The 25,791-nt window shown below is 60.7% G+C and carries 23 protein-coding genes; 9 read left to right on the top strand and 14 right to left on the bottom strand.

Annotation, left to right across the window (positions count from 1 at the left end; all coding sequences use genetic code 11):
• Positions 1 to 65: 65 nt before the first annotated feature.
• Positions 66 to 776, bottom strand: a complete 711-nt coding sequence (locus tag EPZ47_RS05525) for a tellurite resistance TerB family protein (RefSeq protein WP_135843875.1) — start codon at positions 774 to 776, stop codon at positions 66 to 68.
• A 175-nt stretch (positions 777 to 951) separates the two neighbouring features.
• On the opposite strand from EPZ47_RS05525, the gene EPZ47_RS05520 reads away from it, so the two are divergent.
• The 7 genes from EPZ47_RS05520 (at position 952) to EPZ47_RS05490 (ending at position 9,209) form a co-directional block, all read left to right on the top strand.
• Positions 952 to 1,866 (top strand): LysR family transcriptional regulator, encoded by a 915-nt coding sequence (locus tag EPZ47_RS05520; protein WP_135843874.1) that lies wholly within the window; start codon positions 952 to 954, stop codon positions 1,864 to 1,866.
• 155 nt (positions 1,867 to 2,021) lie between these two features.
• On the top strand, positions 2,022 to 3,479 hold the full coding sequence (locus EPZ47_RS05515; protein WP_135843873.1) for a gamma-aminobutyraldehyde dehydrogenase: 1,458 nt from the start codon (positions 2,022 to 2,024) through the stop codon (positions 3,477 to 3,479).
• A 90-nt stretch (positions 3,480 to 3,569) separates the two neighbouring features.
• On the top strand, positions 3,570 to 4,721 hold the full coding sequence (ydcS, locus tag EPZ47_RS05510; RefSeq protein WP_135843872.1) for a putative ABC transporter substrate-binding protein YdcS: 1,152 nt from the start codon (positions 3,570 to 3,572) through the stop codon (positions 4,719 to 4,721).
• A 193-nt stretch (positions 4,722 to 4,914) separates the two neighbouring features.
• On the top strand, positions 4,915 to 5,952 hold the full coding sequence (locus tag EPZ47_RS05505; RefSeq protein WP_135843871.1) for an ABC transporter ATP-binding protein: 1,038 nt from the start codon (positions 4,915 to 4,917) through the stop codon (positions 5,950 to 5,952).
• Between the two features lies 1 nt (position 5,953).
• On the top strand, positions 5,954 to 6,901 hold the full coding sequence (locus EPZ47_RS05500) for an ABC transporter permease (protein ID WP_135843870.1): 948 nt from the start codon (positions 5,954 to 5,956) through the stop codon (positions 6,899 to 6,901).
• A complete protein-coding gene (locus tag EPZ47_RS05495) occupies positions 6,891 to 7,700 on the top strand; it encodes an ABC transporter permease (RefSeq protein WP_116831540.1) in 810 nt (269 codons plus the stop codon). Before EPZ47_RS05500 ends, EPZ47_RS05495 begins: the two co-directional genes overlap by 11 nt.
• An 84-nt stretch (positions 7,701 to 7,784) precedes the next feature.
• On the top strand, positions 7,785 to 9,209 hold the full coding sequence (locus EPZ47_RS05490; protein ID WP_135843869.1) for a gamma-aminobutyraldehyde dehydrogenase: 1,425 nt from the start codon (positions 7,785 to 7,787) through the stop codon (positions 9,207 to 9,209).
• A 208-nt stretch (positions 9,210 to 9,417) separates the two neighbouring features.
• On the opposite strand, the gene EPZ47_RS05485 is transcribed toward EPZ47_RS05490, so the two are convergent.
• On the bottom strand, positions 9,418 to 9,603 hold the full coding sequence (locus EPZ47_RS05485) for a hypothetical protein (protein ID WP_135843868.1): 186 nt from the start codon (positions 9,601 to 9,603) through the stop codon (positions 9,418 to 9,420).
• Positions 9,604 to 9,965: 362 nt separating this feature from the next.
• On the opposite strand from EPZ47_RS05485, the gene EPZ47_RS05480 reads away from it, so the two are divergent.
• On the top strand, positions 9,966 to 11,594 hold the full coding sequence (locus EPZ47_RS05480; RefSeq protein ID WP_135843867.1) for a glucan biosynthesis protein D: 1,629 nt from the start codon (positions 9,966 to 9,968) through the stop codon (positions 11,592 to 11,594).
• A 132-nt stretch (positions 11,595 to 11,726) separates the two neighbouring features.
• Here the strand turns inward: EPZ47_RS05480 and EPZ47_RS05475 are convergent, their stop codons facing one another.
• From EPZ47_RS05475 to EPZ47_RS05460, 3 genes are all read right to left on the bottom strand, one after another.
• Positions 11,727 to 12,833 (bottom strand): NADH:flavin oxidoreductase/NADH oxidase, encoded by a 1,107-nt coding sequence (locus tag EPZ47_RS05475; protein WP_135843866.1) that lies wholly within the window; start codon positions 12,831 to 12,833, stop codon positions 11,727 to 11,729.
• 318 nt (positions 12,834 to 13,151) lie between these two features.
• Entirely contained in the window at positions 13,152 to 14,861 is a 1,710-nt protein-coding gene (gene recJ / locus EPZ47_RS05465) for a single-stranded-DNA-specific exonuclease RecJ (protein ID WP_135843865.1), read from the bottom strand.
• Between the two features lie 169 nt (positions 14,862 to 15,030).
• Positions 15,031 to 15,573 carry a YaeQ family protein gene (locus tag EPZ47_RS05460; protein WP_135843864.1) on the bottom strand — a complete coding sequence of 181 codons (543 nt, stop codon included), beginning with the start codon at positions 15,571 to 15,573 and terminating at the stop codon, positions 15,031 to 15,033.
• Between the two features lie 147 nt (positions 15,574 to 15,720).
• Here EPZ47_RS05460 and EPZ47_RS05455 point away from each other — a divergent pair, with 147 nt between their 5' ends.
• Positions 15,721 to 16,920, top strand: coding sequence for a CaiB/BaiF CoA transferase family protein (locus EPZ47_RS05455; RefSeq protein WP_135843863.1), 1,200 nt, complete (start codon positions 15,721 to 15,723; stop codon positions 16,918 to 16,920).
• A 344-nt stretch (positions 16,921 to 17,264) separates the two neighbouring features.
• Here EPZ47_RS05455 and EPZ47_RS05450 read toward each other — a convergent pair whose 3' ends face one another.
• From EPZ47_RS05450 to rimM, 9 genes are all read right to left on the bottom strand, one after another.
• Entirely contained in the window at positions 17,265 to 17,552 is a 288-nt protein-coding gene (locus EPZ47_RS05450; protein ID WP_135843862.1) for a DUF3509 domain-containing protein, read from the bottom strand.
• 186 nt (positions 17,553 to 17,738) lie between these two features.
• Positions 17,739 to 19,109 carry a transporter substrate-binding domain-containing protein gene (locus tag EPZ47_RS05445; protein WP_135843861.1) on the bottom strand — a complete coding sequence of 457 codons (1,371 nt, stop codon included), beginning with the start codon at positions 19,107 to 19,109 and terminating at the stop codon, positions 17,739 to 17,741.
• A gap of 121 nt (positions 19,110 to 19,230) precedes the next feature.
• Positions 19,231 to 20,640: a threonine synthase gene (gene thrC / locus EPZ47_RS05440; protein WP_135843860.1), complete on the bottom strand. Its 1,410-nt coding sequence runs from the start codon at positions 20,638 to 20,640 to the stop codon at positions 19,231 to 19,233.
• 103 nt (positions 20,641 to 20,743) lie between these two features.
• Positions 20,744 to 22,048: a homoserine dehydrogenase gene (locus EPZ47_RS05435; protein WP_025212046.1), complete on the bottom strand. Its 1,305-nt coding sequence runs from the start codon at positions 22,046 to 22,048 to the stop codon at positions 20,744 to 20,746.
• 131 nt (positions 22,049 to 22,179) lie between these two features.
• Positions 22,180 to 22,911, bottom strand: a complete 732-nt coding sequence (locus EPZ47_RS05430; protein WP_135843859.1) for a DsbC family protein — start codon at positions 22,909 to 22,911, stop codon at positions 22,180 to 22,182.
• 162 nt (positions 22,912 to 23,073) lie between these two features.
• Entirely contained in the window at positions 23,074 to 23,970 is an 897-nt protein-coding gene (gene xerD / locus EPZ47_RS05425) for a site-specific tyrosine recombinase XerD (RefSeq protein ID WP_135843858.1), read from the bottom strand.
• 131 nt (positions 23,971 to 24,101) lie between these two features.
• A complete protein-coding gene (gene rplS / locus EPZ47_RS05420) occupies positions 24,102 to 24,452 on the bottom strand; it encodes a 50S ribosomal protein L19 (protein ID WP_003175895.1) in 351 nt (116 codons plus the stop codon).
• Between the two features lie 45 nt (positions 24,453 to 24,497).
• A complete protein-coding gene (trmD, locus tag EPZ47_RS05415) occupies positions 24,498 to 25,271 on the bottom strand; it encodes a tRNA (guanosine(37)-N1)-methyltransferase TrmD (RefSeq protein ID WP_178084236.1) in 774 nt (257 codons plus the stop codon).
• Positions 25,253 to 25,789 carry a ribosome maturation factor RimM gene (gene rimM / locus EPZ47_RS05410; RefSeq protein WP_003198090.1) on the bottom strand — a complete coding sequence of 179 codons (537 nt, stop codon included), beginning with the start codon at positions 25,787 to 25,789 and terminating at the stop codon, positions 25,253 to 25,255. The genes trmD and rimM overlap by 19 nt, the downstream gene beginning before the upstream one ends.
• Between the last annotated feature and the right edge of the window lie 2 nt (positions 25,790 to 25,791).

Raw genomic sequence — 25,791 nt, 5'->3', positions numbered from 1 at the left:
GCTGTGACTGACCGGGCGCCATCGCGAGCAAGCTCGCTCCCACAGGGAATAATGTTGGGACTGTTCTATACAGCAGCCTGCCGAACCTGCTTCTCCAGCTCCACCTTCAACCCCGGTTCCAGCTTGAGTTGTCGCGCCAGTTCATCGAGGTAGGATTTTTCCATGAAATTTTCTTCGTCCACCAGCATCACGCTGGCGATGTACATCTCCGCGGCCATTTCCGGGGTGCTGGCGGCGCGGGCGACGTCGGTGGGGTCCAGGGGTTTGTTGAGTTCAGCGTGCAGCCAGTGCTGCAGTTCCTGGTCATTGTCCAGCTTGGTGAATTCGCCCTCGATCAACTGACGCTCACGCTCGTCCACATGGCCATCGGCCTTGGCCGCTGCCACCAAGGCCGTGAGGATCGCCTGGCTGTGTTGCTCGACCTGCGCCGCAGGAACGCGGTCCAGGGTCTGCGGTTCGGTTTTCGGCGCAGTGCCCTGCTGGGCCTGCCAGTTGCCATAGGCTTTGTAGGCGATCACGCCCAGGGCGGCCAAACCCCCATAGGCCAGGGCCTTGCCGCCGAAGTTACGGGCTTTCTTGTTGCCCAGTAGCAGGCCCATGGCCCCGGCGGCCAAGGCCCCGCCACCCGCGCCGGAAAGCATGCCGCCCAGGCCACCGGAGCCGCCGAGCAAACCGCCCAAACCACCGGACGACTTGCCTTGGGCACCGCCAGCCTTGTTCTGCAACATCTCCTGACCGGACTTGAGTAGCTGATCGAGCAATCCACGGGTGTTCATTTGCGACCTCCACACATTCGGGTTAACCGGATCATTAAGGCCACCAGCCTAGAACGAAAGTGCCCGGTGCCCCCGGCGAGATTGCTTCGAGATGTTGCCTAGGCTTTAAGCCACCATGAAAAAAAACGATATACACTCCAGGACATCGATAAAACCGTCCACCGGGTATTCGTCCATGATGACCCTGCGTCAGATCCGCCATTTCATCGCCGTGGCCGAAACCGGCTCGATCTCCGCTGCCGCGCAAACCGCCTTCATTTCCCAGTCCACCCTGACCCTGGCTATCCAGCAGTTGGAACAGGAAATCGGCGTCAGCCTGTTCAACCGCCACGCCAAAGGCATGACCCTGACTCACCAGGGGCATCAATTCCTGCGCCAGGCCCATGTGATCCTGGCCACGGTCGACAACGCCAAGCGCAGCCTGCAACACAGCACCGACCAGGTGGCTGGCCACGTCACCATCGGGGTGACCAGCCTGGTCGCCGGTTATTACCTGGCGGATCTGCTGACCCGCTTCCAGCGCGCCTACCCCAATGTGGACATTCGCGTGATGGAGGATGAACGGCCGTACATCGAGCACCTGCTGGTCAGCGGTGAAATCGATGTCGGGGTGCTGATCCTGTCCAACCTCGAAGACCGCCACGCCTTGCAGACCGAAGTACTGACGCATTCGCCGTACCGTTTGTGGCTACCGGCGCAGCATCCGCTGCTTGAACACGACAGCATCAACCTGGCCGACGTGGCTCGCGAGCCGTTGATCCAGCTCAACGTCGATGAGATGGATCGCAACGCCCAGCGCCTGTGGCGTGGCGCCGGCCTGCAGCCGAAGATCAGCCTGCGCACCGCCTCGACCGAAGCGGTGCGCAGCCTGGTGGCGGCCGGCTTGGGGGTGTCGATTCAGCCCGACATGACCTACCGCCCCTGGTCGCTGGAAGGCGACATCATCGAGGCGCGCCCGATTGCCGACCTCAACCAGACCCTTGACGTCGGCCTGGCCTGGCGCCGAGGCACGGCGCGGCCAGCCATGGTCGATCCATTCCTGACCGTCGCCCGGGAAATTCCCCATGGCGGACGCAAGCCATCTATTTAATCGAATGCAGCCTTGAATATTTAGAATTTGTTGTCCTCGGATCTGAGCACTAATCTGACTGCGCCACCCCTTTCTGTGGGAACCCAGTTTGTTCGTCTCCCACAGGTACTGTTTTTAACTGACAGCAGTAGTCACCCTTAAAAGAGAAATCGGACATGGCTGGCACGCAAACCCCGTTATGCACCGCCTTGCTGATCGACGGTGAACTGGTTCCCGGTGACGGCATTGTCGAGCCGATCCTCAACCCGGCCACCGGCGAAGTCCTGGCGCACATCGCCGAAGCCGGCACCGAGCAAGTCGAAGCGGCGATCCTGGCGGCCCATCGCGCCTTCGCCGGCTGGTCGCGCACCACGCCGCAACAACGCTCGAACCTGCTGCTGGAGATTGCCAGCACCATCGAAAAAAACGCCGACTACCTGGCCCGCCTCGAATCCCTGAACTGCGGCAAGCCGCTGCATCTGGCGCGGCAGGATGACTTGAGCGCCACGGTGGACGTGTTCCGTTTCTTCGCCGGGGCTGTGCGCTGCCAGACCGGCCAGCTCAGTGGCGAATACTTGCCTGGCTACACCAGCATGGTGCGCCGCGACCCGATTGGCGTGGTGGCGTCCATTGCGCCGTGGAATTACCCGATCATGATGGCCGCCTGGAAGATCGCCCCGGCCCTGGCCGCCGGCAATACCTTGGTGTTCAAGCCGTCAGAACACACGCCGCTGTCGATTCTGGCCCTGGCGCCAACACTGGCCGAGATCCTGCCGCGAGGCGTGATCAACATCATCTGCGGGGGCGGTGAAGGGGTCGGCAGCCATCTGGTCAGCCATCCCAAAGTGCGTATGGTTTCGCTGACCGGCGATATCGTCACCGGGCAGAAAATCCTCCAGGCGGCGGCGAAAACCCTCAAGCGCACGCACCTGGAACTGGGGGGCAAGGCGCCGGTGATCGTGTGCGACGACGCCGACCTCCAGGCGGTGGTCGAAGGCGTGCGCACTTACGGTTACTACAACGCCGGGCAGGATTGCACCGCAGCGTGCCGAATCTACGCCCAGGGCGCGATTCACGACCGGCTGGTGGCCGAACTCGGCGCCGCGGTCAGCAGCCTGCGCTTTGCCGGCAAGCGCGATGCCGATAATGAAATCGGCCCGCTGATCAGCACCCGCCAGCGCGACCGCGTCGCCAGTTTCGTCGAACGCGCCCTCGGCCAACCGCACATCGAACGCATTACCGGCGCGGCGGTGCACTCCGGCGCGGGCTTCTATTACCAGCCCACGCTGCTGGCCGGCTGCAAGCAGAGCGATGAAATCGTCCAGCGCGAGGTATTCGGCCCGGTGGTCACCGTGACCCGCTTTGATGAACTCAGCCAGGCGGTGGACTGGGCCAACGATTCCGAGTACGGCCTGGCTTCCTCGGTGTGGACCCAGAACCTGGACAAGGCGATGCAGGTGGCGGCGCGGCTGCAATACGGCTGCACCTGGATCAACAGCCACTTCATGCTAGTCAGCGAAATGCCCCACGGCGGCCTGAAACGCTCGGGCTATGGGAAAGATCTGTCCAGTGATTCGCTTCAGGACTACAGCGTGGTGCGCCACATCATGGCCCGCCACGGCCAGCATCTGTAGATAACAGCACTACTCTAATAACAGGCCTTCAATGGCGCTTCACCCCGTTGAAACACTGCCCCGACCATAATTAAAGCAAGAGGGATTTCCATGTACGCGCACAAGACCGTATTGCTCAGCGCAATCACCACGGCGCTGCTGACCAGTGTCAGCCTCCAGGCCGCCGAACCGCTCAAGGCCATTGGTGCTGGCGAAGGCCAATTGGATATCGTTGCCTGGCCGGGTTACATCGAACGCGGTGAAAGCGACAAGGCCTACGACTGGGTGACCGGTTTCGAGAAGGAAACCGGCTGCAAGGTCAATGTGAAAACCGCCGCGACGTCTGACGAAATGGTCAGCCTGATGACCAAGGGCGGCTACGACCTGGTCACCGCCTCGGGCGACGCCTCGCTGCGGCTGATTGCCGGCAAGCGGGTGCAGCCGATCAACACCGCGCTGATCAGCAATTGGAAAAACCTCGACCCGCGCCTCAAGGATGCACCGTGGTACGTGGTCAACCAGCAGACCTACGGCACCCCGTATCAGTGGGGCCCGAACGTGCTGATGTACAACACCGAGGTGTTCAAGCAGGCGCCGACCAGTTGGGGTGTGCTGTTCAACGCCCAGAACCTGCCCGATGGCAAGTCGAACAAAGGCCGCGTGCAAGCCTACGATGGCCCGATCTACATCGCCGACGCGGCGTTGTACCTCAAGACCGCCAAGCCTGAGCTGGGCATCAAGGACCCGTATCAACTCGACGAGGCGCAGTACAAGGCCGTGCTGGAATTGCTGCGGGCCCAGCAACCGTTGATCCACCGCTACTGGCACGACACCACCGTGCAGATGAGCGATTTCAAGAACGAAGGCGTGGTGGCGTCCGGCGCCTGGCCGTATCAGGTCAACGGCCTGATGAACGAGAAGCAACCGATCGCCTCGACCATTCCGAAAGAAGGCGCCACCGGTTGGGCCGACACCACGATGCTGCACGCCGAGGCCAAGCACCCCAACTGCGCGTACAAATGGATGGACTGGTCGCTGCAGCCAAAAGTCCAGGGTGACGTGGCCGCGTGGTTCGGTTCGTTGCCGGCGGTTCCGGCGGCGTGCCAGGGCAGCGAGCTGCTCGGTGCCGAAGGCTGCAAGACCAACGGCTTCGACCAGTTCGACAAGATCGCCTTCTGGAAAACCCCACAGGCCGAGGGCGGCAAGTTCGTGCCGTACAGCCGCTGGACCCAGGACTACATTGCGATCATGGGTGGGCGCTAAGCCCTTCAGTTGGCTCAGGAAACGTAGCTGAACACCGCTCTTGTGTGGGAGCAAGGCTTGCCCGCGATGAAGATGACGCGGTCTCTCGGGGAACCGAGGCGCCTGTATCGCGAGCAAGCTTTGCTCCCACAGATCCGATGTCCGGCCCCCACCAACAATCCAATAGAAGTCGCGCTTTTTGGAGCCCCGCACCATGACACTTGCAGTCCAATTCACCCAGGTATCCCGTCAGTTTGGCGAAGTGAAGGCCGTTGACCGGGTTTCCATCGACATCCAGGACGGCGAGTTCTTTTCGATGCTGGGCCCTTCCGGCTCGGGCAAGACCACCTGCCTGCGACTGATCGCCGGGTTCGAACAACCCAGTGCCGGCTCGATTCGCATCCACGGCGAGGAAGCCGCCGGGCTGCCTCCCTATCAGCGGGACGTGAACACGGTGTTCCAGGATTACGCGCTGTTCCCGCACATGAACGTGCGCGACAACGTCGCCTACGGTTTGAAAGTCAAAGGCGTCGCCAAGGCCGAGCGCATCCAGCGCGCCGACGAAGCACTGGAGATGGTTGCCCTCGGCGGCTACGGCGAGCGCAAGCCAGTGCAGCTCTCCGGTGGCCAGCGCCAACGCGTGGCCCTGGCCCGCGCCTTGGTCAATCGCCCGCGAGTGTTGCTGCTGGATGAGCCCTTGGGTGCCCTCGACCTGAAGCTGCGTGAACAGATGCAAGGCGAGTTGAAGAAACTGCAACGCCAGTTGGGCATCACCTTCATTTTCGTCACCCATGACCAGACCGAAGCGCTGTCGATGTCCGACCGCGTGGCGGTGTTCAACAAAGGCCGCATCGAACAGGTCGATACGCCGCGCAACCTGTACATGAAACCTTCGACCACCTTCGTCGCGGAGTTCGTCGGCACCTCCAACGTGATTCGTGGCGAGCTGGCCCAACAACTGAGCGGTTATCCACAGCCGTTCTCGATCCGCCCGGAACACGTGCGTTTCGCCGAAGGTCCGTTGGCCGGCCATGAGATCGAAGTCCACGGCCTGCTTCACGACATCCAGTATCAAGGCAGCGCCACGCGCTACGAGTTGAAACTGGAAAACGGCCAGACCCTGAACCTCAGCCAGGCCAATACCCAGTGGATCGACACCGGTGCCCAGCACCAGACCGGCCAGCGCATCAGCGTGCGCTGGGCCCGCGAGGCGATGATCGCGCTGCATGACACCATCAGCGCCGAGGTGTGAGATGAACACCCTCGCCGCCACTCAAACGCCTGCGTCCGGCTCGCCGTTGCGGCGCTTTTCCAACCTGCTGTACCGAAGGCCAAACCTGTACCTGTCGATGCTGCTGGTGCCGCCGCTGATCTGGTTCGGCGCGATCTACCTGGGCTCGCTGCTGACTCTGCTGTGGCAAGGTTTCTACACCTTCGACGACTTCACCATGGCGGTCACGCCGGACCTGACCCTGGCGAATTTCACGGCGCTGTTCCAGCCCTCGAACTTCGACATCATTTTGCGCACCTTGAGCATGGCCATTGTGGTCTCCATCGCCAGCGCCATCGTCGCGTTCCCGATTGCCTATTACATGGCGCGCTACACCAGCGGCAAGACCAAGGCATTTTTCTACATCGCGGTGATGCTGCCGATGTGGGCCAGCTATATCGTCAAGGCCTATGCCTGGACACTGCTGCTGGCCAAGGGCGGCGTGGCGCAATGGTTCGTCCAGCACCTGGGGCTGGGCCCGGTATTGCAATTCGTGCTGGGTATTCCCGGAGTGGGCGGCAGCACGTTGTCCACCTCCCACCTGGGCCGCTTCCTGGTGTTCGTCTACATCTGGCTGCCGTTCATGATCCTGCCGATCCAGGCGTCCCTGGAGCGGCTGCCGCCGTCCCTGCTGCAAGCCTCGGCAGACCTGGGGGCCAGGCCACGCCAGACGTTCATGCAGGTGATTCTGCCGCTGTCGATCCCAGGCATCGCCGCTGGCTCGATCTTCACGTTTTCACTGACCCTGGGGGATTTCATCGTGCCCCAACTGGTAGGCCCGCCGGGGTACTTCGTCGGCAGCATGGTCTACGCCCAGCAAGGGGCCATCGGCAACATGCCCATGGCGGCGGCATTCACGCTGGTGCCCATCGTGCTGATCGCCATCTACCTGTCTATCGTCAAGCGCCTGGGGGCTTTCGATGCACTCTGAAAAATCATCCTGGGGCCTGAAGATCGCCGCTTGGGGCGGGCTGGTGTTTCTGCACTTCCCGATCCTGATCATCTTCCTCTACGCCTTCAACACCGAGGATGCGGCATTCAGCTTTCCGCCCAAGGGCCTGACCCTGAAGTGGTTCAGCGTCGCCTTCGCGCGCCCGGATGTGCTGGAGGCGATCAAGCTGTCGCTGCAGATCGCGGCCATCGCCACACTGATCGCCATGGTGCTCGGCACGTTGGCCTCAGCGGCGCTGTACCGGCGCGACTTCTTCGGCAAGCAGGGCATTTCGCTGATGCTGATCCTGCCGATTGCCCTGCCGGGGATCATCACCGGCATTGCCCTGCTGGCCACCTTCAAGACCCTCGGGATCGAGCCGGGGATGTTCACCATCATCGTCGGCCACGCGACTTTCTGTGTGGTGATCGTCTACAACAACGTTATCGCCCGTCTGCGCCGCACCTCCCACAGCCTGATCGAGGCGTCGATGGACCTGGGTGCCGACGGTTGGCAGACCTTTCGCTACATCATCCTGCCCAATCTCGGCTCGGCACTGCTGGCTGGCGGGATGCTGGCGTTTGCGCTGTCGTTCGACGAAATCATCGTCACCACCTTCACCGCCGGCCACGAACGTACCCTGCCACTGTGGCTGCTCAACCAACTCAGCCGCCCCCGCGACGTGCCGGTGACCAACGTGGTGGCGATGCTGGTGATGATCGTGACGATGCTGCCGATACTGGGCGCTTATTACCTGACACGGGGTGGTGAGAGCGTGGCGGGGAGTGGTGGGAAATAAATGTCACTGTGAACCGGATCCCTTGTGGGAGCGGGCTTGCTCGCTCCCACCCAGATCAAGAGCAAGAATCAAGAGGACATGGACATGCAAACCAAACTGCTGATCAACGGCCATCTGGTGAACGGCGAAGGCCCCGGCCAAGCCGTGTTCAACCCCGCACTGGGCCGGGTGCTGGTGGAAATCAATGAAGCCAGCGAGGCCCAGGTCGATGCCGCCGTGCGTGCGGCCGACAGTGCCTTCGAAAGCTGGTCCCAGGTCTCGCCCAAAGACCGCTCCCTGCTGTTGCTCAAACTGGCCGATGCCATCGAAGCCCACGGCGAAGAACTGGCAAAGCTGGAGTCGGACAATTGCGGCAAACCCTTGAGCGCCGCGCTGAACGACGAGATCCCGGCGATTGCCGACGTGTTCCGCTTCTTTGCCGGCGCCAGCCGCTGCATGAACGGCTCGGCGGGTGGCGAATACCTGCCGGGGCACACCTCGATGATCCGCCGCGACCCGGTGGGTGTGATCGCCTCCATCGCACCGTGGAACTACCCATTGATGATGGTCGCCTGGAAAATCGCCCCGGCCCTGGCCGCCGGTAATACCGTGGTGCTCAAGCCGTCGGAACAGACCCCTCTGACAGCGTTGCGCCTGGCCGAACTGGCGTCGGACATTTTCCCTGCGGGTGTGCTCAACGTGGTGTTCGGCCGTGGGCAAACTGTCGGCCAGCCGCTGGTGACCCATCCGAAAGTGCGCATGGTGTCGCTGACCGGGTCCATTGCCACCGGTTCGAACATCATTTCCAGCACCGCCGACAGCGTCAAGCGCACGCACATGGAACTGGGCGGCAAGGCCCCGGTGCTCATTTTCGACGACGCTGACATCGACGCGGCGGTGGAAGGCATCCGCACCTTCGGTTTCTACAACGCCGGCCAGGACTGCACCGCCGCGTGCCGCATCTATGCCCAGCAAGGCATCTACGAGCAGTTTGTCGAAAAGCTCGGCGCCGCAGTGAGCAGCATCATGTATGGCCTGCAAACGGCGCCAGACACCGAGATGGGGCCGCTGATCACCGCCCAGCACCGTGACCGCGTGGCTGGGTTCGTCGAACGGGCCATCGCCCAGCCGCATATCCGCCTGATCACCGGTGGCAAGGCGGTGGAGGGCAACGGGTTCTTCTTCGAACCAACGGTATTGGCCGACGCCCAGCAGGACGACGAAATCGTCCGTCGGGAAGTTTTCGGCCCGGTGGTATCCGTCACCCCCTTCGTCGACGAAGCGCAGGTACTGGCCTGGGCCAACGATTCGGACTACGGCCTGGCCTCATCGGTGTGGACCGCCGATATCGGCCGCGCCCATCGCCTGGCGGCACGCCTGCAATACGGCTGCACCTGGGTCAACACCCACTTCATGCTCGTCAGCGAAATGCCCCATGGCGGTCAGAAACGTTCCGGCTATGGCAAGGACATGTCCATGTATGGGCTGGAGGACTACACGGTGGTGCGGCATGTGATGTTCAAGCATTGAAGCCAAGACAACGTTAGCAACACACGCTCGCGCTCGCCCTGCCTGCGCGCTGCCAAGGTTTTCGTCGACGGGTGCACGCTCGCCGGTTGACGGAAATCCTGGCAGGACCTAACGCGCCTACAACGTATACACCTTGGAGATTAGCCATGGCCTCGCCCGTTTTGTCCTTTCGTGTGGAAGAAGGCCTGGCCATCATCACCGTGCTTGATCAGAATCTGGAAACACTGCGCATCGCATCCACCAGGTAGCGCATAGCGATCCGGTCGTTTTCCGACAGTTCCCGATAGCGCTCCACCAGCCTTAACTCTTCCAGGCTGAGCCGGCGCGTCCTGCGCGGGTTGATCAGGCCTGGAAAGATCCCCAGCATTTCGGTAATGCCCTGTATTTTTGTCATGAACGTTGTCCTTCTGTACGTCGAATGGCCTGATAGCGCCGTCTGCATCGCGGATCGAACCGTCTATCCAGCTAAAGAATAGGGAGGATTCATAGCGTGAAAAGGGAGTTTTAGAGTAATTAGTCAAAAAAAGCCGAAATCCTGATAAAAAAAGAAATATCTGTAAGAAAATTTAACTAAGCCGCGCTTTCCTTTCTCTATATGCCCGCATATCCCCTATGATTTTGCCCCTTGGTGAACCGATCCAGCTCTCAGGCATCTGTTCTAACGTCTGTTGCGTTTGGCCAAAGGCATGTCCGAACTCCTTCATCAATCCTTGCGGCCAGGAACGGCTCGGGATTTTTTCGAGAAAGGTTGTATTTATGCACCGCAGGAATTTGCTCAAGGCTTCCATGGCCTTCGCCGCGTACACCGGGCTATCGGCCTCCGGACTCATGGCCGCACGCGCCTGGGCTGCTGATCAGACTGCCGACGGCGAAGCCCGTCCCTTCGATTTCAACGGTTTGAAGGATCAGGCCAAGCGGCTGGCCGAGAGCCGCTACGTCGACACCAAGCAAGTCCTGCCAGAAACCCTGGCCCTGATGTCGCCGCTGCAGTTCAATGCCATCCAGTACGACGCCAACCACTCCCTGTGGAATAACCTGGAAGGGCGACAACTGGATGCACAGTTCTTCCATGTCGGCATGGGCTTCAAGCAGCCGGTGCGCATGTACAGCGTCGACCCGAAGACGCGCATGGCCCGTGAAGTGCACTTCCGTCCGGAACTGTTCAACTACGAGAAAACCACGGTCAACACCTCACAACTGAAGGGTGACCTGGGCTTCGCCGGCTTTCGCGTCTTCAAGGCGCCGGAGCTGGACCGTCACGACATCCTTTCGTTTCTGGGGGCCAGCTATTTCCGCGCCGTGGATGCCAGCGGCCAGTACGGGCTGTCGGCCCGCGGCTTGGCCATCGACACCTACGCCAAGAAGCGTGAGGAATTCCCGGACTTCACCAAGTTCTGGTTCGAAACCCCGGAAAAGAACAGCACCCGCTTCGTGGTCTACGCCCTGCTCGACTCCCCCAGCGCCACGGGTGCCTATCGGTTTGACATCGATTGCCAGCCGACCCGGGTCGTGATGGAGGTCGACGCACACATCAATGCCCGTACCGCCATCGAACAACTGGGCATCGCCCCCATGACCAGTATGTTCAGCTGCGGCACTGTCGAGCGGCGCATGTGCGACACCATTCATCCGCAGATCCACGATTCCGACCGCCTGGCCATGTGGCGCGGCAACGGCGAATGGGTCTGCCGCCCACTGAACAACCCCGCCACCCTGCAATTCAATGCCTTCGTCGACAAGAACCCGAAAGGTTTCGGCCTGGTGCAGACCGACCATGACTTTGCCAGCTACCAGGACACCGTGGACTGGTACAGCAAGCGTCCAAGCCTGTGGGTCGAGCCTACAACGGCCTGGGGTGAAGGCTCTGTCGATCTGCTGGAAATTCCTACGACCGGCGAAACCCTGGATAACATCGTCGCGTTCTGGACACCGAAAAAACCGGTGGCTGCCGGCGACTCGCTGAACTATGGCTACAAGCTTTACTGGAGCGCCCTGCCCCCGGTGAGCACCGACCTGGCGCACGTCGACGCGACCCGTTCAGGCATGGGCGGCTTCATTGAAGGTTGGGCACCGGGCGAGCATTACCCGACCGTCTGGGCGCGGCGCTTTGCCGTGGACTTCAGCGGCGGCGGCCTCGACCAGTTGCCGCCAGGCACCGGCATCGAACCGGTGGTCACCTGTTCCCACGGCGAGGTGAAGGACTTCAACGTACTGGTGCTGGATGCAATCAAGGGCTACCGCATCACCTTCGACTGGTACCCGACCGACGACCGCGTGGACCCGGTGGAAATGCGCCTGTTCCTGCGCAGCAAGGACCGGACCTTGAGCGAGACCTGGTTGTATCAGTACTTCCCGCCGGCGCCGGATAAGCGTAAGTATCCCTGATAGTGATTCGGCGCCTGGGCTGGCCCCATCGCGAGCTTGCTCGCGATGAGGCCGCTACAGCCACCGAATAATCCAGCCCGATAAACAAAAGCCCCGGCCAACTCGACCGGGGCTTTTTGTTTTATCGGGCTCTCAGTCCCGCAAATCCGACTCATGAATCGGCTGGTCCCGATGTGTGGCCCGCTGGTACTGCGCCGGCCACGTGGCCTTGCGTCCACCCAGGTCATCATCGGCATGCAGGGCCCAGTACGGATCACGCAACAATTCCCGGGCGAGGAAAATGATATCGGCCTGGCAAGTGCGCAGGATGTGCTCGGCCTGGGCCGGCTCGGTAATCATGCCGACGGTGCCGGTGGCGATTTCCGACTCCTTGCGCACCCGTTCGGCGAAGCGTGTCTGATAGCCCGGGCCGGTGGGGATTTCCGCGTTCGCGGCCGTGCCGCCCGAGGACACATCGATCAAGTCCACTCCCAGTGCCCGGAATCGCCGCGCCAGCTCCACGGTTTCATCCGGGTTCCAACCGTCCTCGACCCAGTCGGTGGCGGAGACGCGAACGAACACGGGCAACTCTTCAGGCCATACAGCCCTCACCGCCTCGGTGACTTGCAGCACCAGGCGAATGCGATTATCGAACGAGCCGCCGTATTGATCGCGCCGCTGATTGCTCAAGGGTGACAGGAATTGATGCAGCAGATAGCCATGGGCCGCGTGGACTTCGACCACTTTAAATCCGGCCGTCAGGCTGCGTTTTGCCGCGTCCACGAACGCCTGGACCACACCGGCGATCTGTCCTTCATCCAGTTGGACGGGCTGGGTGTGCTGCGGGTCGAAGGCTATCGGCGACGGACCGACCGGCACCCAGCCGCCATCCTCCGGTTTTACGCTGCCATGCTTGCCCAGCCAGGGTCGCCAGGTGCTGGCCTTGCGCCCGGCGTGGGCCAATTGTATGCCCGGCACGGCCCCTTGGGCGGTGATAAAGCGGGTGATGCGTTGCAGGGGTTCGATCTGTTCATCGTTCCACAAACCCAGGTCCTGGGCGGTGATGCGGCCGTCCGCGGTGACGGCGGTGGCTTCGGTGAACACCAGGCCGGCGCCGCCCACGGCACGGCTTCCGAGATGCACCAGGTGCCAGTCGTTGGCCAGGCCATCGGCGCTCGAATACTGGCACATCGGCGACACCGCGATGCGATTGGGTAGGGTCAATTGGCGAAGGGTATAGGGTTCCAGCAGCAGACTCATGGGGCACCTCTCGAATCAGTGGGCAGGCTCCAGGGTTCTGTTTGAAAAGTCGACGAGTGACAAAAGATGCAACACCCGCCCCCGCGGGCAACGAAAATCGACAAGACGTCACAACGGCTATCAAGCAGTGCTTAGAGCCTAGTCGACAACCTGGGATCAGGGTGGGTTCAGAATTAAAAACCGGCCCCGATTTTCGTGTGGGAGCAAAGCCTGCTCGCGAGACCGGCACCTCGTTCTTTGAAAAACCGCATCGCCTTCATCGCGGGCAAGCCTTGCTCCCATACAAGGAGTCGCCACCCGGCAGATGAGTATTCGAGCCTACCGCGGCTCGATATGAGCAATCATCAACTGCACCGTTTCCTGGCCGCGGAATTCGTTGAGGTCGAGCTTGTAGGCCAGTTCGACCCAGCGCACGGTGGGGTTTGGCCAGATCTCGCGGTCGATGCCGAAGGCGATGCCATCGAGCTTCACCGAGCCGCATTCGCTCTTGAGCACCACCTTCAGGTGCCGCTCGCCCACCACCCGCTGTTCGACCAACTGGAACACGCCGTGGAACATCGGCTCCGGAAAGTGTTGGCCCCAGGGGCCAGCGTGGCGCAGCGCCCGGGCCAGTTCCAAGTGAAATTCCTCCACCGCCAGGGTGCCGTCCGACAACAGGCGCCCGGTCAGGTCTTCTTCGCGCAATTGCCTACGCACTTCGGCGTCGAACGCCTCGGCGAACAACGGGAAATTCGCTTCCGGCAACGTCAGCCCCGCCGCCATGGCGTGACCGCCGTACTTGCTGATCAGGGTCGGATGCTGCGCCGCCACGACGCTCAGCGCATCGCGAATATGAAACCCCGGCACCGAGCGGCCCGAGCCCTTGAGTAGGCCGTCGCCGGCATCGGCAAAGGCAATGGTTGGACGGAAATAGCGCTCTTTCATACGCGAGGCGAGGATACCGATGACGCCTTGGTGCCACTGCGGATCGAACAGGCACAAACCGAACGGCATCGACTCCACCGGCAGGTCCTTGAGCTGGGCCAGGGCTTCGCGCTGCATACCCTGCTCGATGGATTTGCGATCCTGGTTCATGCCGTCCAACTGCGCCGCCATCTCCCGCGCCAGGGCCGCGTCGTCAGTGAGCAGGCACTCGATGCCCAGGCTCATGTCGTCCAGGCGTCCGGCCGCATTCAGGCGCGGGCCGAGGATAAATCCGAGGTCCGTCGAGGTAATGCGCGAATGGTCGCGCTTGGCAACTTCGAGGATCGCCTTGATACCCGGACGGGCACGCCCGGCGCGAATCCGTTCTAGGCCCTGATGCACCAGGATCCGGTTATTGGCGTCCAGGGGCACTACGTCGGCCACACTGCCCAGAGCCACCAGGTCCAACAATTCACCGATGTTCGGTTGGGGTTTACTGGCGTACCAGCCCAGGCTACGCAAACGTGCCCGCAGCGCCATCAGCACATAGAAGATCACGCCGACACCCGCCAGCGCCTTGCTCGGAAACTCACAGCCCGGCTGGTTCGGATTGACGATGGCATCGGCCGCCGGCAGTTCGAGGCCCGGCAAGTGGTGGTCGGTGACCAGCACCTTGAGCCCCGCCGCTTTTGCCGCCGCCACGCCTTCCACGCTGGAAATACCGTTGTCCACGGTGATCAGCAACTGCGGCTCGCGGCTCAAGGCGACTTCGACGATTTCCGGGGTCAGCCCGTAGCCGTATTCGAAGCGATTGGGCACCAGATAGTCGACATGGGCCGCGCCGAGCAAGCGCAGCCCGAGCATGCCCACGGTACTGGCGGTCGCACCGTCGGCATCAAAATCACCGACGATCAGGATCCGCTGGCGTTGCTCCAGCGCCACCACCAGCAGGTCCACCGCCGCGTCGATGCCCTTGAGTTGCTGATAAGGAATCAAGCGCGCCAGGCTCTTGTCCAGTTCAGCCTCGGACTGCACGCCACGAGCCGCGTACAGGCGGGTCAACAGCGGCGGCAGGTCACCGAGGAATGGCAGGGTGTCGGGTAGCTGGCGGGGTTCTATGCGCATGGGGTGACGGATATTTCTCTATAGATCATGGGAATTGTTATGAGGGAGCTTGTGTAGGAGCGGGCTTGCTCGCGAAGGCGGCGGCATATCAACATAGATGCAAGCTGATCTACCGTCTTCGCGAGCAAGCCCGCTCCCACAATGGTCCGCTCAATACCGCGTCAATGGATCAGCCGCGCTCGCCCGTCAACCATTGCAACTGCACTTCATGCTGGCCACGGTCGTCGGTCACGAAAATCGTCCCTTCGCTGATCATCACATCCCACTTGATGACCCGGGGCATGTCTTGGGCCAGGGTTTCCAGCACTTCCTGGGGCACGGCGGCGATGTTGACGTTTTTCAGGTTCTTGACGGCCGGAATCACCTTGCCTTCCCACACCCGCAGGCTGCCGTAGGCCAGCAGGCTGGTGCGCTCGGTGCGACGCGAGCACCAGGTCAGGCGGTCGGCGTCGGGCTGGCCGACTTCGATCCAATGCAGCACACGGTCATCCAGGCTTTTTTCCCACAGCGCAGGTTCATCGACGTCTGACAGACCACGACCGAATGCCAGCAGCTCGTTGTACCAGAATGCGTAGGCCAACAGACGTACGGTCATGCGCTCCTCGGTTTCCGAAGGATGGCGGGCAATGGTCTGCTTCACGTTCTCGTACACATTGCGGTCGAGGTCGGTGAGGTTCAGTTCAAACTTATAAGTCGTGGACGGCTGGGCCATGAACGGGCTTCTTGATACGAGGAAAGGCGGCAAGTCTAACCGATGACACGGGCAATCCACGAATTGCCGACCATCAACCTGCGGCGACTGACACTGGCCTATGATAAAACGCTCTATTCGTTCTGCTTTTGTCCTACAGGATTTCTTATGTCGCTTACTGCCAAACCCCTTGCCGGCGTCAAAGTCATCGAACTCGGTACCTTGATCGCGGGGCCTTTTGCCTCGCGCATCTGCGGTGAATTCGGGGCCGAGGTCATCAAGGTCGAATCGCCTGACGGCGGCGACCCCTTACGCAAGTGGCGCAAGCTGTATGAAGGGACATCGTTATGGTGGTTCGTCCAGGCCCGCAACAAAAAATCCCTGACCCTGAACCTCAAGCACCCCGAAGGCCTGGCGATCCTGAAGAAGCTGATCGGCGAAGCCGACATCCTGATCGAGAATTTTCGCCCCGGCGTGCTGGAAAAGCTCGGCCTGGGCTGGGATGTACTGCACGCGCTGAACCCGAAACTGGTGATGGTGCGGCTTTCAGGCTTTGGCCAGACCGGCCCCATGAAAGATCAGCCCGGGTTCGGCGCGGTGGGTGAATCCATGGGCGGCCTGCGCTACATCACCGGGTTCGAGGACCGCCCGCCGGTGCGCACCGGGATCTCCATCGGCGACTCGATCGCGGCGCTCTGGGGCGTGATCGGCGCACTGATGGCCCTGCGTCACCGCGAAATCAACGGCGGTACCGGACAAGTGGTCGATGTGGCGTTGTACGAGGCGATCTTCGCCATGATGGAAAGCATGGTGCCGGAGTTCGACGTGTTCGGTTTCATCCGCGAGCGCACCGGCAATATCATGCCCGGCATCACCCCCTCGTCGATCCACACCAGTGCCGACGGCAAGCACGTGCAGATTGGCGCCAACGGCGATGCGATCTTCAAGCGTTTCATGCAGATCATCGGCCGTGACGACCTGGCCAATGACCCGCAACTGGCCAGCAACGACGGCCGTGACAGCCGCCGCGACGAGCTGTATGGCGTGATCGATCGTTGGGTCAACTCGCTACCGCTCGATACGGTCATCGAGCAGTTGAACCAGGCCGGGGTGCCAGCCAGCCGGATTTTCAGTGCCGAGGATATGTTCAGCGACCCGCAGTTCCTCGCCCGGGAAATGTTTCTGCAGGCCAAGCTGCCGGACGGCAAGGCGTTCAAGATGCCGGGCATCGTACCGAAACTCTCCGACACCCCGGGTACCTCCGAATGGGTCGGGCCGGCGCTGGGAGAGCACAACGCCCAAGTGCTCGGTGAGCTTGGCTACGATGCCCAGCAGATCGCCAAACTGCGCACCGACGGAGCCATTTGACGCGCCACCGGGGTTCGGCGGTGAACGAAAACCTGTGTTCACTGAAGATCAACGGTGGGAGCGGGCTTGCTCGCGAAGGCGGCGCATCAGTCGATATCAATGTTGAATATCGGCCCCTTTCGCGAGCCCGTTCCCACAAAGATTCGGCGTTGCTCCGTGGCCGAGCGCACTAAAACCTTAAATCCCAGGCAAAAAGAAACCCCGAGAAGTGGGGAGACGACTCGGGGTTAAACGTGACCATTCGAGGTCAGTACAACAAGCGACAAGCACCGGAGCACAATGCTCGCTCTTGTTGGTAAAAGGTCTGACTCACCAAGACGTAAGAAGGTTCCCACAAACTTCGTTCAATTCGGGACAGCCATCACCTTGTCGCGCGCCAGATTACGCAGCGCCGCGATCACACAGGGCTCCAGGCGTCCCTCGGCAATCAGCACATCGCGATGCAAGCCATCGACCACATCCGTCAGTTGGCGCTTGTCGGTCAATTGGGCCCGGTTGAACACCCGTTCGACGATGATGCTTCCGACGGCATTTTTCAGCGTTATCAAGCATTCGCCCTTGGCGCCGGAGGGAGTCAGCGTAACCTGATACGGGCTTAAAGCCTCACCTAGCAATAGGCTGATACTTTCCATTCGCTCACCCTTCAATAGTCCGAAAACAGCTGCATGTACACAGTAAGTGACCGTGGGCCACAGCAGAAAGTTCGTCAGCGCACCGAACCGGCGTACCTCAAACCTGTTCAACCGAGCATGCGCGTCCAATATGACAGGGAAACAACAACCGTCGCTGCAAGCCATTTGCGTGGCGAGCGGCCTCGGTCACGCCAGGAGTTTCTCGGAGCGGCTCCAGCGGCGGCCGACATCGATCCACCCGCCTAAAATTCCGCGCAACTGCCCATCGGCCCCGTAGAAGGGCACCGACCAATGATAGATTTCCCGCAATCCGTTGCTGAACATCAACTGACGGTCGACGAATCGAGGCTGCCCGGTACGCAGTTGCTCCATCACCTCCCCATGTAGCAGCTCAGCAGTGTCCGCAGGAAACGGTGCAGAGTCAGTCAACCGCGTCCCCCGCAGCTTTTCGAAGCGGGTCGCTAGCTGCTCTTCGTAGCTTTTGTTGCACATGACCAGGCGTCCTTCGAGATCACGGATGAAAATCGGATCGGGAATGGCATCCATCAAGGCTCTCTGGAGCATCAACTGGTCTTTGAGGACCGCCTCGGCCTTGAGGCGCTGATCGATCTGAATCTGCAGGCGGCGATTCCACAACAGGGACAGCAGGCCGAACATCACGACCACGGTCACACACCAGTAACCCCACTGAGACACACGCGACCAGAACGACGGCGCCTGGCTGGGGGTAATGCCCGCCATCCATTTGGAGCGCAGCGCGCGCATCTCATTGGCCGGGAAGGCTTCCAGCGCTTTATTCAAAATGGCCAGCAACGGTGTCAGATCCTGGCGCACGGCCAGGTAGTCCGGTTCCCACTTGCCCTCAAGGTTTCTTCCTACTTGCAATTGCCCAGCGGGATAGAGATGCACCCCCGTTTCATTTTCAATGGTGGCGTAGGCTTCCCGGCTCTCCACCAGCGCCCGTGCCTCTCCATACGTCTTGACCGTGCGCAGCTCAATGGCCGGGTAGTCACGCCTGATTTCCGCCTCCAGGGCATGCCGTGCCGGCAAAGCCAGGATCTTGCCCTCGAGCTGCTCCATGGAATGAAGCGCAGACTCCCCGTCACGTCCGACGAATACCCAGCCGGAACCGCCAAATGCATGGCTGAAACTCAGGAAATTCCTGCGTTCATCGTTCATCGCCAGCGTGGTCGTCATGTCGGCCTCGCCATTCTCCAGCATCGCCAGCAACTGATCGGGGGAAAACGACTCCCGATGCACGAACTCAAGCCCCGTCATTTGCGCAATGCGCTGGAGAATGTCGTGGTTCAGGCCGTTCCACTGCCCCAGCTCATTTTTGAACAGGTACAACGGAAACTGCATCGAGGCCACGATGACCCGTGGGTTTTCCTTGATCCACTTCAGCTCCTGCGCGTCCAGCACCAACCGCTCATCGGGCTCGAACGGTGGCGTTTCGATGGCCGCCAGTTGTGCCGCGCCGCTCCATTGCGCCGAGTACATCAGGGCCAGGCCTATCACCCAGCTCAGGGCTGGTTTGCATCGGATAAAAAACAACATCTGCACTTCCTTCGAGATAACCCGCCCCTCCCTCCAAGGGCGAAAACCCGGCCAGTTTGGCATGCAGAAACAAGAAAGCCCGTCAGGAGACGGGCTTCAAAATGTGACAGGTTTCAGCGGGTCAGAGCGGCTTGCCGCGGTTGCCATGCTGACTGACAAAGGCCTGCACGGCTTTCAAGTCATTGGGCAACACGGTGCAACGCTCATCTCGCTCAAACAAATCAGAAAGGTGTGCAGGGAGTTCAAGCGCTTTTCCTACACCCGCTTTCTCCACCGCTTCCGGGAACTTGACCGGATGAGCGGTGCCGAGGATCACCATCGGGATGTCCAGGCTGCGACGGCACTCACGAGCGGCTCTCACGCCGATAGCGGTGTGCGGATCGAGCAATTCACCGCTTTGCTCGAACACCTCGGCAATGGTTTCGCAGGTTTGCGCATCGTCCACCGCCAGGGAGTCGAACAACTTGCGGGCTTCGGTCCAGCGCTCAGGCTCGACGCTGAAGCCACCGCCCTGGCGGAAGCTGTCCATCAGGCCGGCAATCGCTGCGCCATTGCGACCGTGCAGATCGAACAGCAGGCGCTCGAAGTTCGACGACACCATGATATCCATGGAAGGCGAGAGCGTGGCGTGCAGGGTTTCCTTGACGTACTGGTTACCGCTCATGAAGCGATGCAGGATGTCATTGCGATTGGTGGCGACGATCAATTGATTGATCGGCAGCCCCATGTTGCGCGCCAGGTAACCGGCGAAGATATCGCCGAAGTTACCGGTAGGCACCGAGAACGACACCGAACGGGCCGGGCCGCCCAGTTGCAGGGCCGCATGGAAGTAATAAACGATCTGGGCCATGATCCGCGCCCAGTTGATCGAGTTCACCGCCACCAGGCGCGTGCCCTTGAGGAAACTCTGGTCGGCGAAACTGGCCTTGACCATTTCCTGGCAGTCATCGAAGTTGCCTTCGATGGCGATGTTGTGGATGTTATCGCCGAAAATCGTCGTCATCTGCCGACGCTGGACTTCCGAGACGCGGTTGTGCGGGTGCAGGATGAAAATGTCGACGTTATCGCAATGCTTGCAGCCTTCGATGGCGGCCGAACCGGTATCGCCAGACGTTGCACCGACAATCACCACACGCTCGCCGCGCTTTTGCAGCACGTAGTCGAGCAGACGACCGAGCAATTGCAGGGCGAAGTCCTTGAATGCCAGGGTCGGGCCGTGGAACAGCTCCATCACCCACTCGTTACCGTTGAGCTGACGCAAAGGTGCGATGGCGTTGTGGGAAAAGACGCCATAGGTCTCTTCCAGAATCTTTTTGAAATCGGCGTCCGGGATGCTGCCGGTGACGAACGGGCGCATCACCCGGAAGGCCAGCTCGTGATACGGCAGGCCGGCCCAGGAGGCAATTTCTTCCTGGGTGAAACGCGGCAGGTTTTCCGGCACATAGAGGCCGCCGTCGGTAGCCAGGCCGGCCAACAGGACATCTTCGAAATTCAGGGCCGGTGCCTGGCCGCGGGTGCTGATATAGCGCATGGGGCAAACCTTCGGTTTGGGCTTCAAGCCTCAGGCCACAAGCGGCAAGTGAGAAGCGGCTCGGCTTCTACTTGCAGCTCGCGGCTTGGCGCTTGCCGCTAAATTAATTCAAATGTTCAACGCGGATACGGACCACCGGACCCACGACGCCCTGCAGGGCCTCCAGCGCAGTGATCGCATCGTTGATGCGTTGCTCGACCACACGGTGGGTCAGCAGGATCATCGGCACCAGGCCGTCGTGCTCCTCGACTTCCTTCTGCATGATCGACTCGATGTTGATGCCACGCTCCGAAAGAATGCTCGCCACCTGGGCCAGGACGCCTGGATGGTCCTTGGCCTGGATACGCAGGTAGTAGGCACTTTCGCATGCTTCGATCGGAAGAATCGGGTGATCCGACAACGAGTCTGGCTGGAACGCCAGGTGCGGCACACGGTTCTCCGGATCGGAGGTCATGGCGCGAACCACATCCACCAGATCGGCCACCACCGAGGAGGCCGTCGGTTCCATGCCAGCACCGGCGCCGTAGAACAGGGTCGAGCCGGCCGCATCACCGTTGACCATCACCGCGTTCATCACGCCGTTGACGTTAGCGATCAGGCGGTCGGCCGGGATCAGCGTCGGGTGCACGCGCAGCTCGATGCCGCTGGCGGTGCTGCGAGCCACGCCCAGGTGCTTGATGCGGTAGCCCAAAGCTTCGGCGTAGTTCACGTCAGCGGTGGTCAGCTTGGTGATGCCTTCGGTGTAGGCTTTGTCGAACTGCAGCGGGATACCGAAGGCGATGGACGCCAGGATCGTCAGCTTGTGCGCCGCGTCGATGCCTTCCACGTCGAAGGTCGGATCGGCCTCGGCATAACCCAGGGCCTGGGCTTCGGCGAGCACGTCCTCGAAGGTGCGACCCTTCTCGCGCATCTCGGTAAGGATGAAGTTGCCGGTGCCGTTGATGATCCCGGCCACCCAGTTGATGCGGTTGGCCGACAAGCCTTCACGAATCGCCTTGATCACCGGAATGCCACCGGCCACGGCGGCTTCGAACGCAACGATCACGCCCTTCTCGCGAGCCTTGGCGAAAATCTCATTACCGTGAACAGCGATAAGCGCCTTGTTCGCGGTGACCACATGCTTGCCATTCTCGATGGCTTTGAGTACCAGCTCGCGGGCAACGGTATAGCCGCCCATCAGCTCTATGACGATGTCGATCTCAGGGTTCGTGGCCACTTCGAAGACATCGTTGGTAATCGCAATACCGGTCGTCTGGAACTGAGGCTTTGGCGTGCGCATGGCAATTTGTGCCACTTCGATTCCACGCCCGGCACGCCGGGAAATTTCCTCGGCGTTACGCTGAAGTACGTTGAAGGTGCCGCCACCGACGGTACCTAACCCACAGATGCCTACTTTGACCGGATTCACTCTTGACTCCCCATGAAACGGCCGACGCAAGGTCGGCCGTGAAATACAGCCACGCAGTAACGCGACTTAGTGTTTAACGGCCCGGCGAAGGTTTCGCCGAGCCGAGATCTTCAGAAACAGACCACGCATGATCATTTCGCACCAAGGGCCAGTTTGGCGACTTGTGGCGCCGGCTGGTAGCCCGGAATTACCTGACCGTCCGCCAAAACAATCGCTGGCGTACCGTTCACACCTATTGACTGCCCAAGGGCAAACTGCTTGGAAACCGGGTTCTCGCACTTGGCGGCCTTGATTTCCTTGCCATCGACCATCTTGTCCATGGCCGCTTTCTTGTCCTTGGAGCACCAGACCGCCTGCAACTGTTCGTCACCCGGCGAACCCAGGCCCTGGCGCGGGAAGGCAACGTAGCGCACTTCGATACCGCGCTTGTTCAGTTCCGGCACTTCGGCGTGCAGCTTGTGGCAATACGGGCAAGTGGTGTCGGTGAATACCGTGATATGGGATTTGGTTTCACCGATCGCAGGGTAAACCACGGTTTCGGCAACCGGGATGCCGTTGATCAGTTTGGAAATGCCCTGGCGCTCGGTGATCTCGGTGAGATTGACCGGCTTGCCGTCCTTGAGCTCGAACAGGTTGCCCTGGACGATGTACTGACCGTCAGCGCTGGCGTACAACACCCGGCTGCCCTTGAGCTTGACCTCATACAGGCCGGCCATGGGGCTGGCGGAGATGGCTTCGATCGGCACTTCGAGCTGAAGGTTTTCCAGGCTCTTGCGGATAGCCTTGTCGGCCGCGTCGTCAGCGATGGCAAAGGTACTGGCCAGCGCGATGGCGGCGGCGGTGAACAACTGGATCAAACGCATGGGGACTCCTGAGGCGAACAAATGGGACGGGGAAACGCCGACCCGCAGATTCGGGTTCCAGCCGCCCACTGTGCAAACCGGCAAAGCCTACCACATAAGGGCTGAGTGGCCGAATGCCGGTGACGCACGACGTTGGTGGAGGCTTTTCTGTGGGGGCTTCATTCAGCCCCGAGGATGATGCTTGGCATGCAGGTCCTGCAATCGCGCCCGGGCCACGTGCGTGTAGATCTGGGTGGTGGACAGGTCGCTGTGGCCCAGCAGCATCTGCACCACTCGCAAGTCGGCGCCGTGGTTGAGCAGGTGCGTGGCGAAGGCATGGCGCAAGGTGTGGGGCGAGAGGGACTTGCCGATCCCGGCCACCTTGGCCTGGTGCTTGATGCGGTGCCAGAAGGTCTGGCGGGTCATCTGCTCGCCACGCAGGCTTGGAAACAGCACGTCGCTGGGCCGCCCGCCCAGCAGCTCATGACGGGCGTCGCGCATGTAACGCTCGACCCAGACGATCGCTTCCTCGCCCATCGGCACCAGACGCTCCTTGCTGCCCTTGCCCATCACCCGCAGCACGCCCTGGCGCAAGTTGACCTGCTCCAGCGTGAGGCTGATCAATTCGGTGACCCGCAGGCCGCAGGCGTACAAGACCTCCAGCATGGCCCGGTCGCGTTGACCGATAGCCTCGCTGAGGTCCGGCGCCGCCAGCAACGCCTCCACATCCGCTTCTGACAAGGACTTGGGCAGCGGACGCCCCAGCTGCGGCATTTCCACACGCAAGGTCGGATCGACGGCAATCAGCTTTTCCCGCAACAAATAGCGATAAAAACCGCGCAAACCGGAGAGAAAACGTGCCGTGGAGCGCGGTTTGTAGTTCTGCTCAAGGCGCCAGGCCAGGTGATCGAGGATCAACTCCCGCCCGGCATTGGCCAGCTCCAGGCCTTTTTCCTGCAACCAACCATTGAACAGTGCCAGATCGCTGCGATAGGCATCACGGGTGTTATCGGACAGGCCCTTCTCCAGCCACAAGGCGTCGAGAAACTGGTCTATCAGGGGATGATCGATGGCTGGCATAAAAACTCATGAAGGATGCGGGCACACACTGCATCGAAATGAAAAATCAAGGTATGCAGGGTGCTCAAAGACCAAATCCCAGGCAACAAAAAAGCAGCCCGCAGGCTGCTTTTTTGCATCGGAAGCTGGACTTAAGCCAGTTTTTCCTTGATGCGAGCTGCTTTACCGGACAGGTCACGCAGGTAGTACAGCTTGGCTTTACGCACGTCACCGCGACGTTTCACAGCCATGCTGTCGATTTGCGGGCTGTAGGTCTGGAAAGTACGCTCTACGCCAACACCGTTGGAGATTTTACGAACAGTGAAAGCACTGTTCACACCACGGTTACGCTTGGCGATAACGACGCCTTCGAACGCTTGCAGACGCGAACGGTCGCCTTCCTTCACTTTCACCTGAACGACAATGGTGTCGCCCGGGGCAAAGGTAGGGATTTCTTTGGTCATCTGCTCTGCTTCGAGTGCAAGGATGATTTTGTTAGTCATGCTGTGCTCCTAAGGCAAGTCGTCGGACTTACCATCGATACGTTGTTAACTATCGTCCCGCTCGCGGATGTATTCCTCGAGCAGCTTCTTCTCTTCTCCAGAAAGCGAGCGGCTTTCCAGAAGATCGGCGCGTCGTTCATAGGTCCGACCAAGGGACTGCTGTAAACGCCAACGCCGGATGTGCGCGTGGTTGCCACTTAGCAACACGTCGGGAACACGCTGATCCGCATACACCTCCGGTCGGGTGTAGTGCGGGCAATCCAGCAGACCATCCGTAAAGGAATCTTCCTCAGCGGAATCTGCATGCCCTAAAGCTCCAGGCAGCAGTCGTGTAACCGCGTCGATCAGGACCATCGCCGGCAGCTCGCCGCCAGACAGTACATAGTCGCCAATCGACCACTCTTCATCGACATGAGCTTCAATGAAACGCTCGTCAATGCCTTCATAACGGCCGGCAATCAGGATCAATGCATCCGAATTCGCCAGCTCGCGTACCGCCGACTGAGTCAGCTGGCGGCCTTGGGGCGACAGGTAAATCACCTTCGCACCCTCCCCGGCTGCGTTTCTGGCCTGAACCAGAGCGTCTTCCAGGGGCTTGATCTTCATCACCATGCCCGGACCACCGCCAAACGGGCGATCGTCCACAGTGTGATGCCGATCCGTGGTGTAGTCCCGCGGATTCCAACAAGTGAGCTGCAACAGCTCCTGTTTCACCGCGCGGCTGGTTATGCCGTACTCGCTGATGGCGGAAAACATCTCGGGAAACAGCGTGATGACTTCAACGCGCAAATTAGCCACGTTTAGAAATCCGCATCCCATTCCACCTTCATCTCGCCAGCTGCAAGGTCAACGGCCAACACGCATTGCTCGGTATAGGGCAACAGGCGTTCGCGATCATCCAGGCTGCCGACGCAAGGCTTGACCACCATGACATCGTTCGAACCGGTCTCGAGCAGGTGATCGATTTTCCCGAGCAATTGCCCGAGGTGGTCGATGACCTTCAGACCCACCAGCTGGTACCAGTAGTACTCGCCGTCGGTCAGTTCAGGGAACAGGTTGCGTGGCACGCAGATCTCATAACCGGCCAGAAGACGCGCTTCTTCACGATCATCGAGATCCTTGAGCTTTGCGACCAGGAACTTGTCGTTCCCACGTCCGCTGACCAGCTCAACCTGTTTCACGCTACCTTCGCGCTTGAGCGTCCAGGTTTTGTAGTCCAACAGGTTTTTGATCGGATCAGTAAAGGAATACACCTTCACTTCGCCGCGAACGCCATGAACAGAGTAAATCTTGCCGACAACGATCAAATCATCAGCGTCTTTTGGCGTCGCGTTCATAT

Origin of the sequence: Pseudomonas viciae, from assembly GCF_004786035.1 — a bacterium.
Taxonomy (GTDB): domain Bacteria; phylum Pseudomonadota; class Gammaproteobacteria; order Pseudomonadales; family Pseudomonadaceae; genus Aquipseudomonas; species Aquipseudomonas viciae.
This window is presented reverse-complemented; position numbering and strand designations above follow the sequence as displayed.

Excerpts from the sequence above, each read along its gene's own strand:
- EPZ47_RS05525 (WP_135843875.1), bottom strand. The coding sequence starts at position 776 with ATGAACACCCGTGGATTGCTCGATCAGCTACTCAAGTCCGGTCAGGAG.
- EPZ47_RS05520 (WP_135843874.1), top strand. The coding sequence starts at position 952 with ATGATGACCCTGCGTCAGATCCGCCATTTCATCGCCGTGGCCGAAACC.
- EPZ47_RS05515 (WP_135843873.1), top strand. The coding sequence starts at position 2,022 with ATGGCTGGCACGCAAACCCCGTTATGCACCGCCTTGCTGATCGACGGT.
- ydcS (WP_135843872.1), top strand. The coding sequence starts at position 3,570 with ATGTACGCGCACAAGACCGTATTGCTCAGCGCAATCACCACGGCGCTG.
- EPZ47_RS05505 (WP_135843871.1), top strand. The coding sequence starts at position 4,915 with ATGACACTTGCAGTCCAATTCACCCAGGTATCCCGTCAGTTTGGCGAA.
- EPZ47_RS05500 (WP_135843870.1), top strand. The coding sequence starts at position 5,954 with ATGAACACCCTCGCCGCCACTCAAACGCCTGCGTCCGGCTCGCCGTTG.
- EPZ47_RS05495 (WP_116831540.1), top strand. The coding sequence starts at position 6,891 with ATGCACTCTGAAAAATCATCCTGGGGCCTGAAGATCGCCGCTTGGGGC.
- EPZ47_RS05490 (WP_135843869.1), top strand. The coding sequence starts at position 7,785 with ATGCAAACCAAACTGCTGATCAACGGCCATCTGGTGAACGGCGAAGGC.
- EPZ47_RS05485 (WP_135843868.1), bottom strand. The coding sequence starts at position 9,603 with ATGACAAAAATACAGGGCATTACCGAAATGCTGGGGATCTTTCCAGGC.
- EPZ47_RS05480 (WP_135843867.1), top strand. The coding sequence starts at position 9,966 with ATGCACCGCAGGAATTTGCTCAAGGCTTCCATGGCCTTCGCCGCGTAC.
- EPZ47_RS05475 (WP_135843866.1), bottom strand. The coding sequence starts at position 12,833 with ATGAGTCTGCTGCTGGAACCCTATACCCTTCGCCAATTGACCCTACCC.
- recJ (WP_135843865.1), bottom strand. The coding sequence starts at position 14,861 with ATGCGCATAGAACCCCGCCAGCTACCCGACACCCTGCCATTCCTCGGT.
- EPZ47_RS05460 (WP_135843864.1), bottom strand. The coding sequence starts at position 15,573 with ATGGCCCAGCCGTCCACGACTTATAAGTTTGAACTGAACCTCACCGAC.
- EPZ47_RS05455 (WP_135843863.1), top strand. The coding sequence starts at position 15,721 with ATGTCGCTTACTGCCAAACCCCTTGCCGGCGTCAAAGTCATCGAACTC.
- EPZ47_RS05450 (WP_135843862.1), bottom strand. The coding sequence starts at position 17,552 with ATGGAAAGTATCAGCCTATTGCTAGGTGAGGCTTTAAGCCCGTATCAG.
- EPZ47_RS05445 (WP_135843861.1), bottom strand. The coding sequence starts at position 19,109 with ATGTTGTTTTTTATCCGATGCAAACCAGCCCTGAGCTGGGTGATAGGC.
- thrC (WP_135843860.1), bottom strand. The coding sequence starts at position 20,640 with ATGCGCTATATCAGCACCCGCGGCCAGGCACCGGCCCTGAATTTCGAA.
- EPZ47_RS05430 (WP_135843859.1), bottom strand. The coding sequence starts at position 22,911 with ATGCGTTTGATCCAGTTGTTCACCGCCGCCGCCATCGCGCTGGCCAGT.
- xerD (WP_135843858.1), bottom strand. The coding sequence starts at position 23,970 with ATGCCAGCCATCGATCATCCCCTGATAGACCAGTTTCTCGACGCCTTG.
- rplS (WP_003175895.1), bottom strand. The coding sequence starts at position 24,452 with ATGACTAACAAAATCATCCTTGCACTCGAAGCAGAGCAGATGACCAAA.
- trmD (WP_178084236.1), bottom strand. The coding sequence starts at position 25,271 with ATGGGATGCGGATTTCTAAACGTGGCTAATTTGCGCGTTGAAGTCATC.
- rimM (WP_003198090.1), bottom strand. The coding sequence starts at position 25,789 with ATGAACGCGACGCCAAAAGACGCTGATGATTTGATCGTTGTCGGCAAG.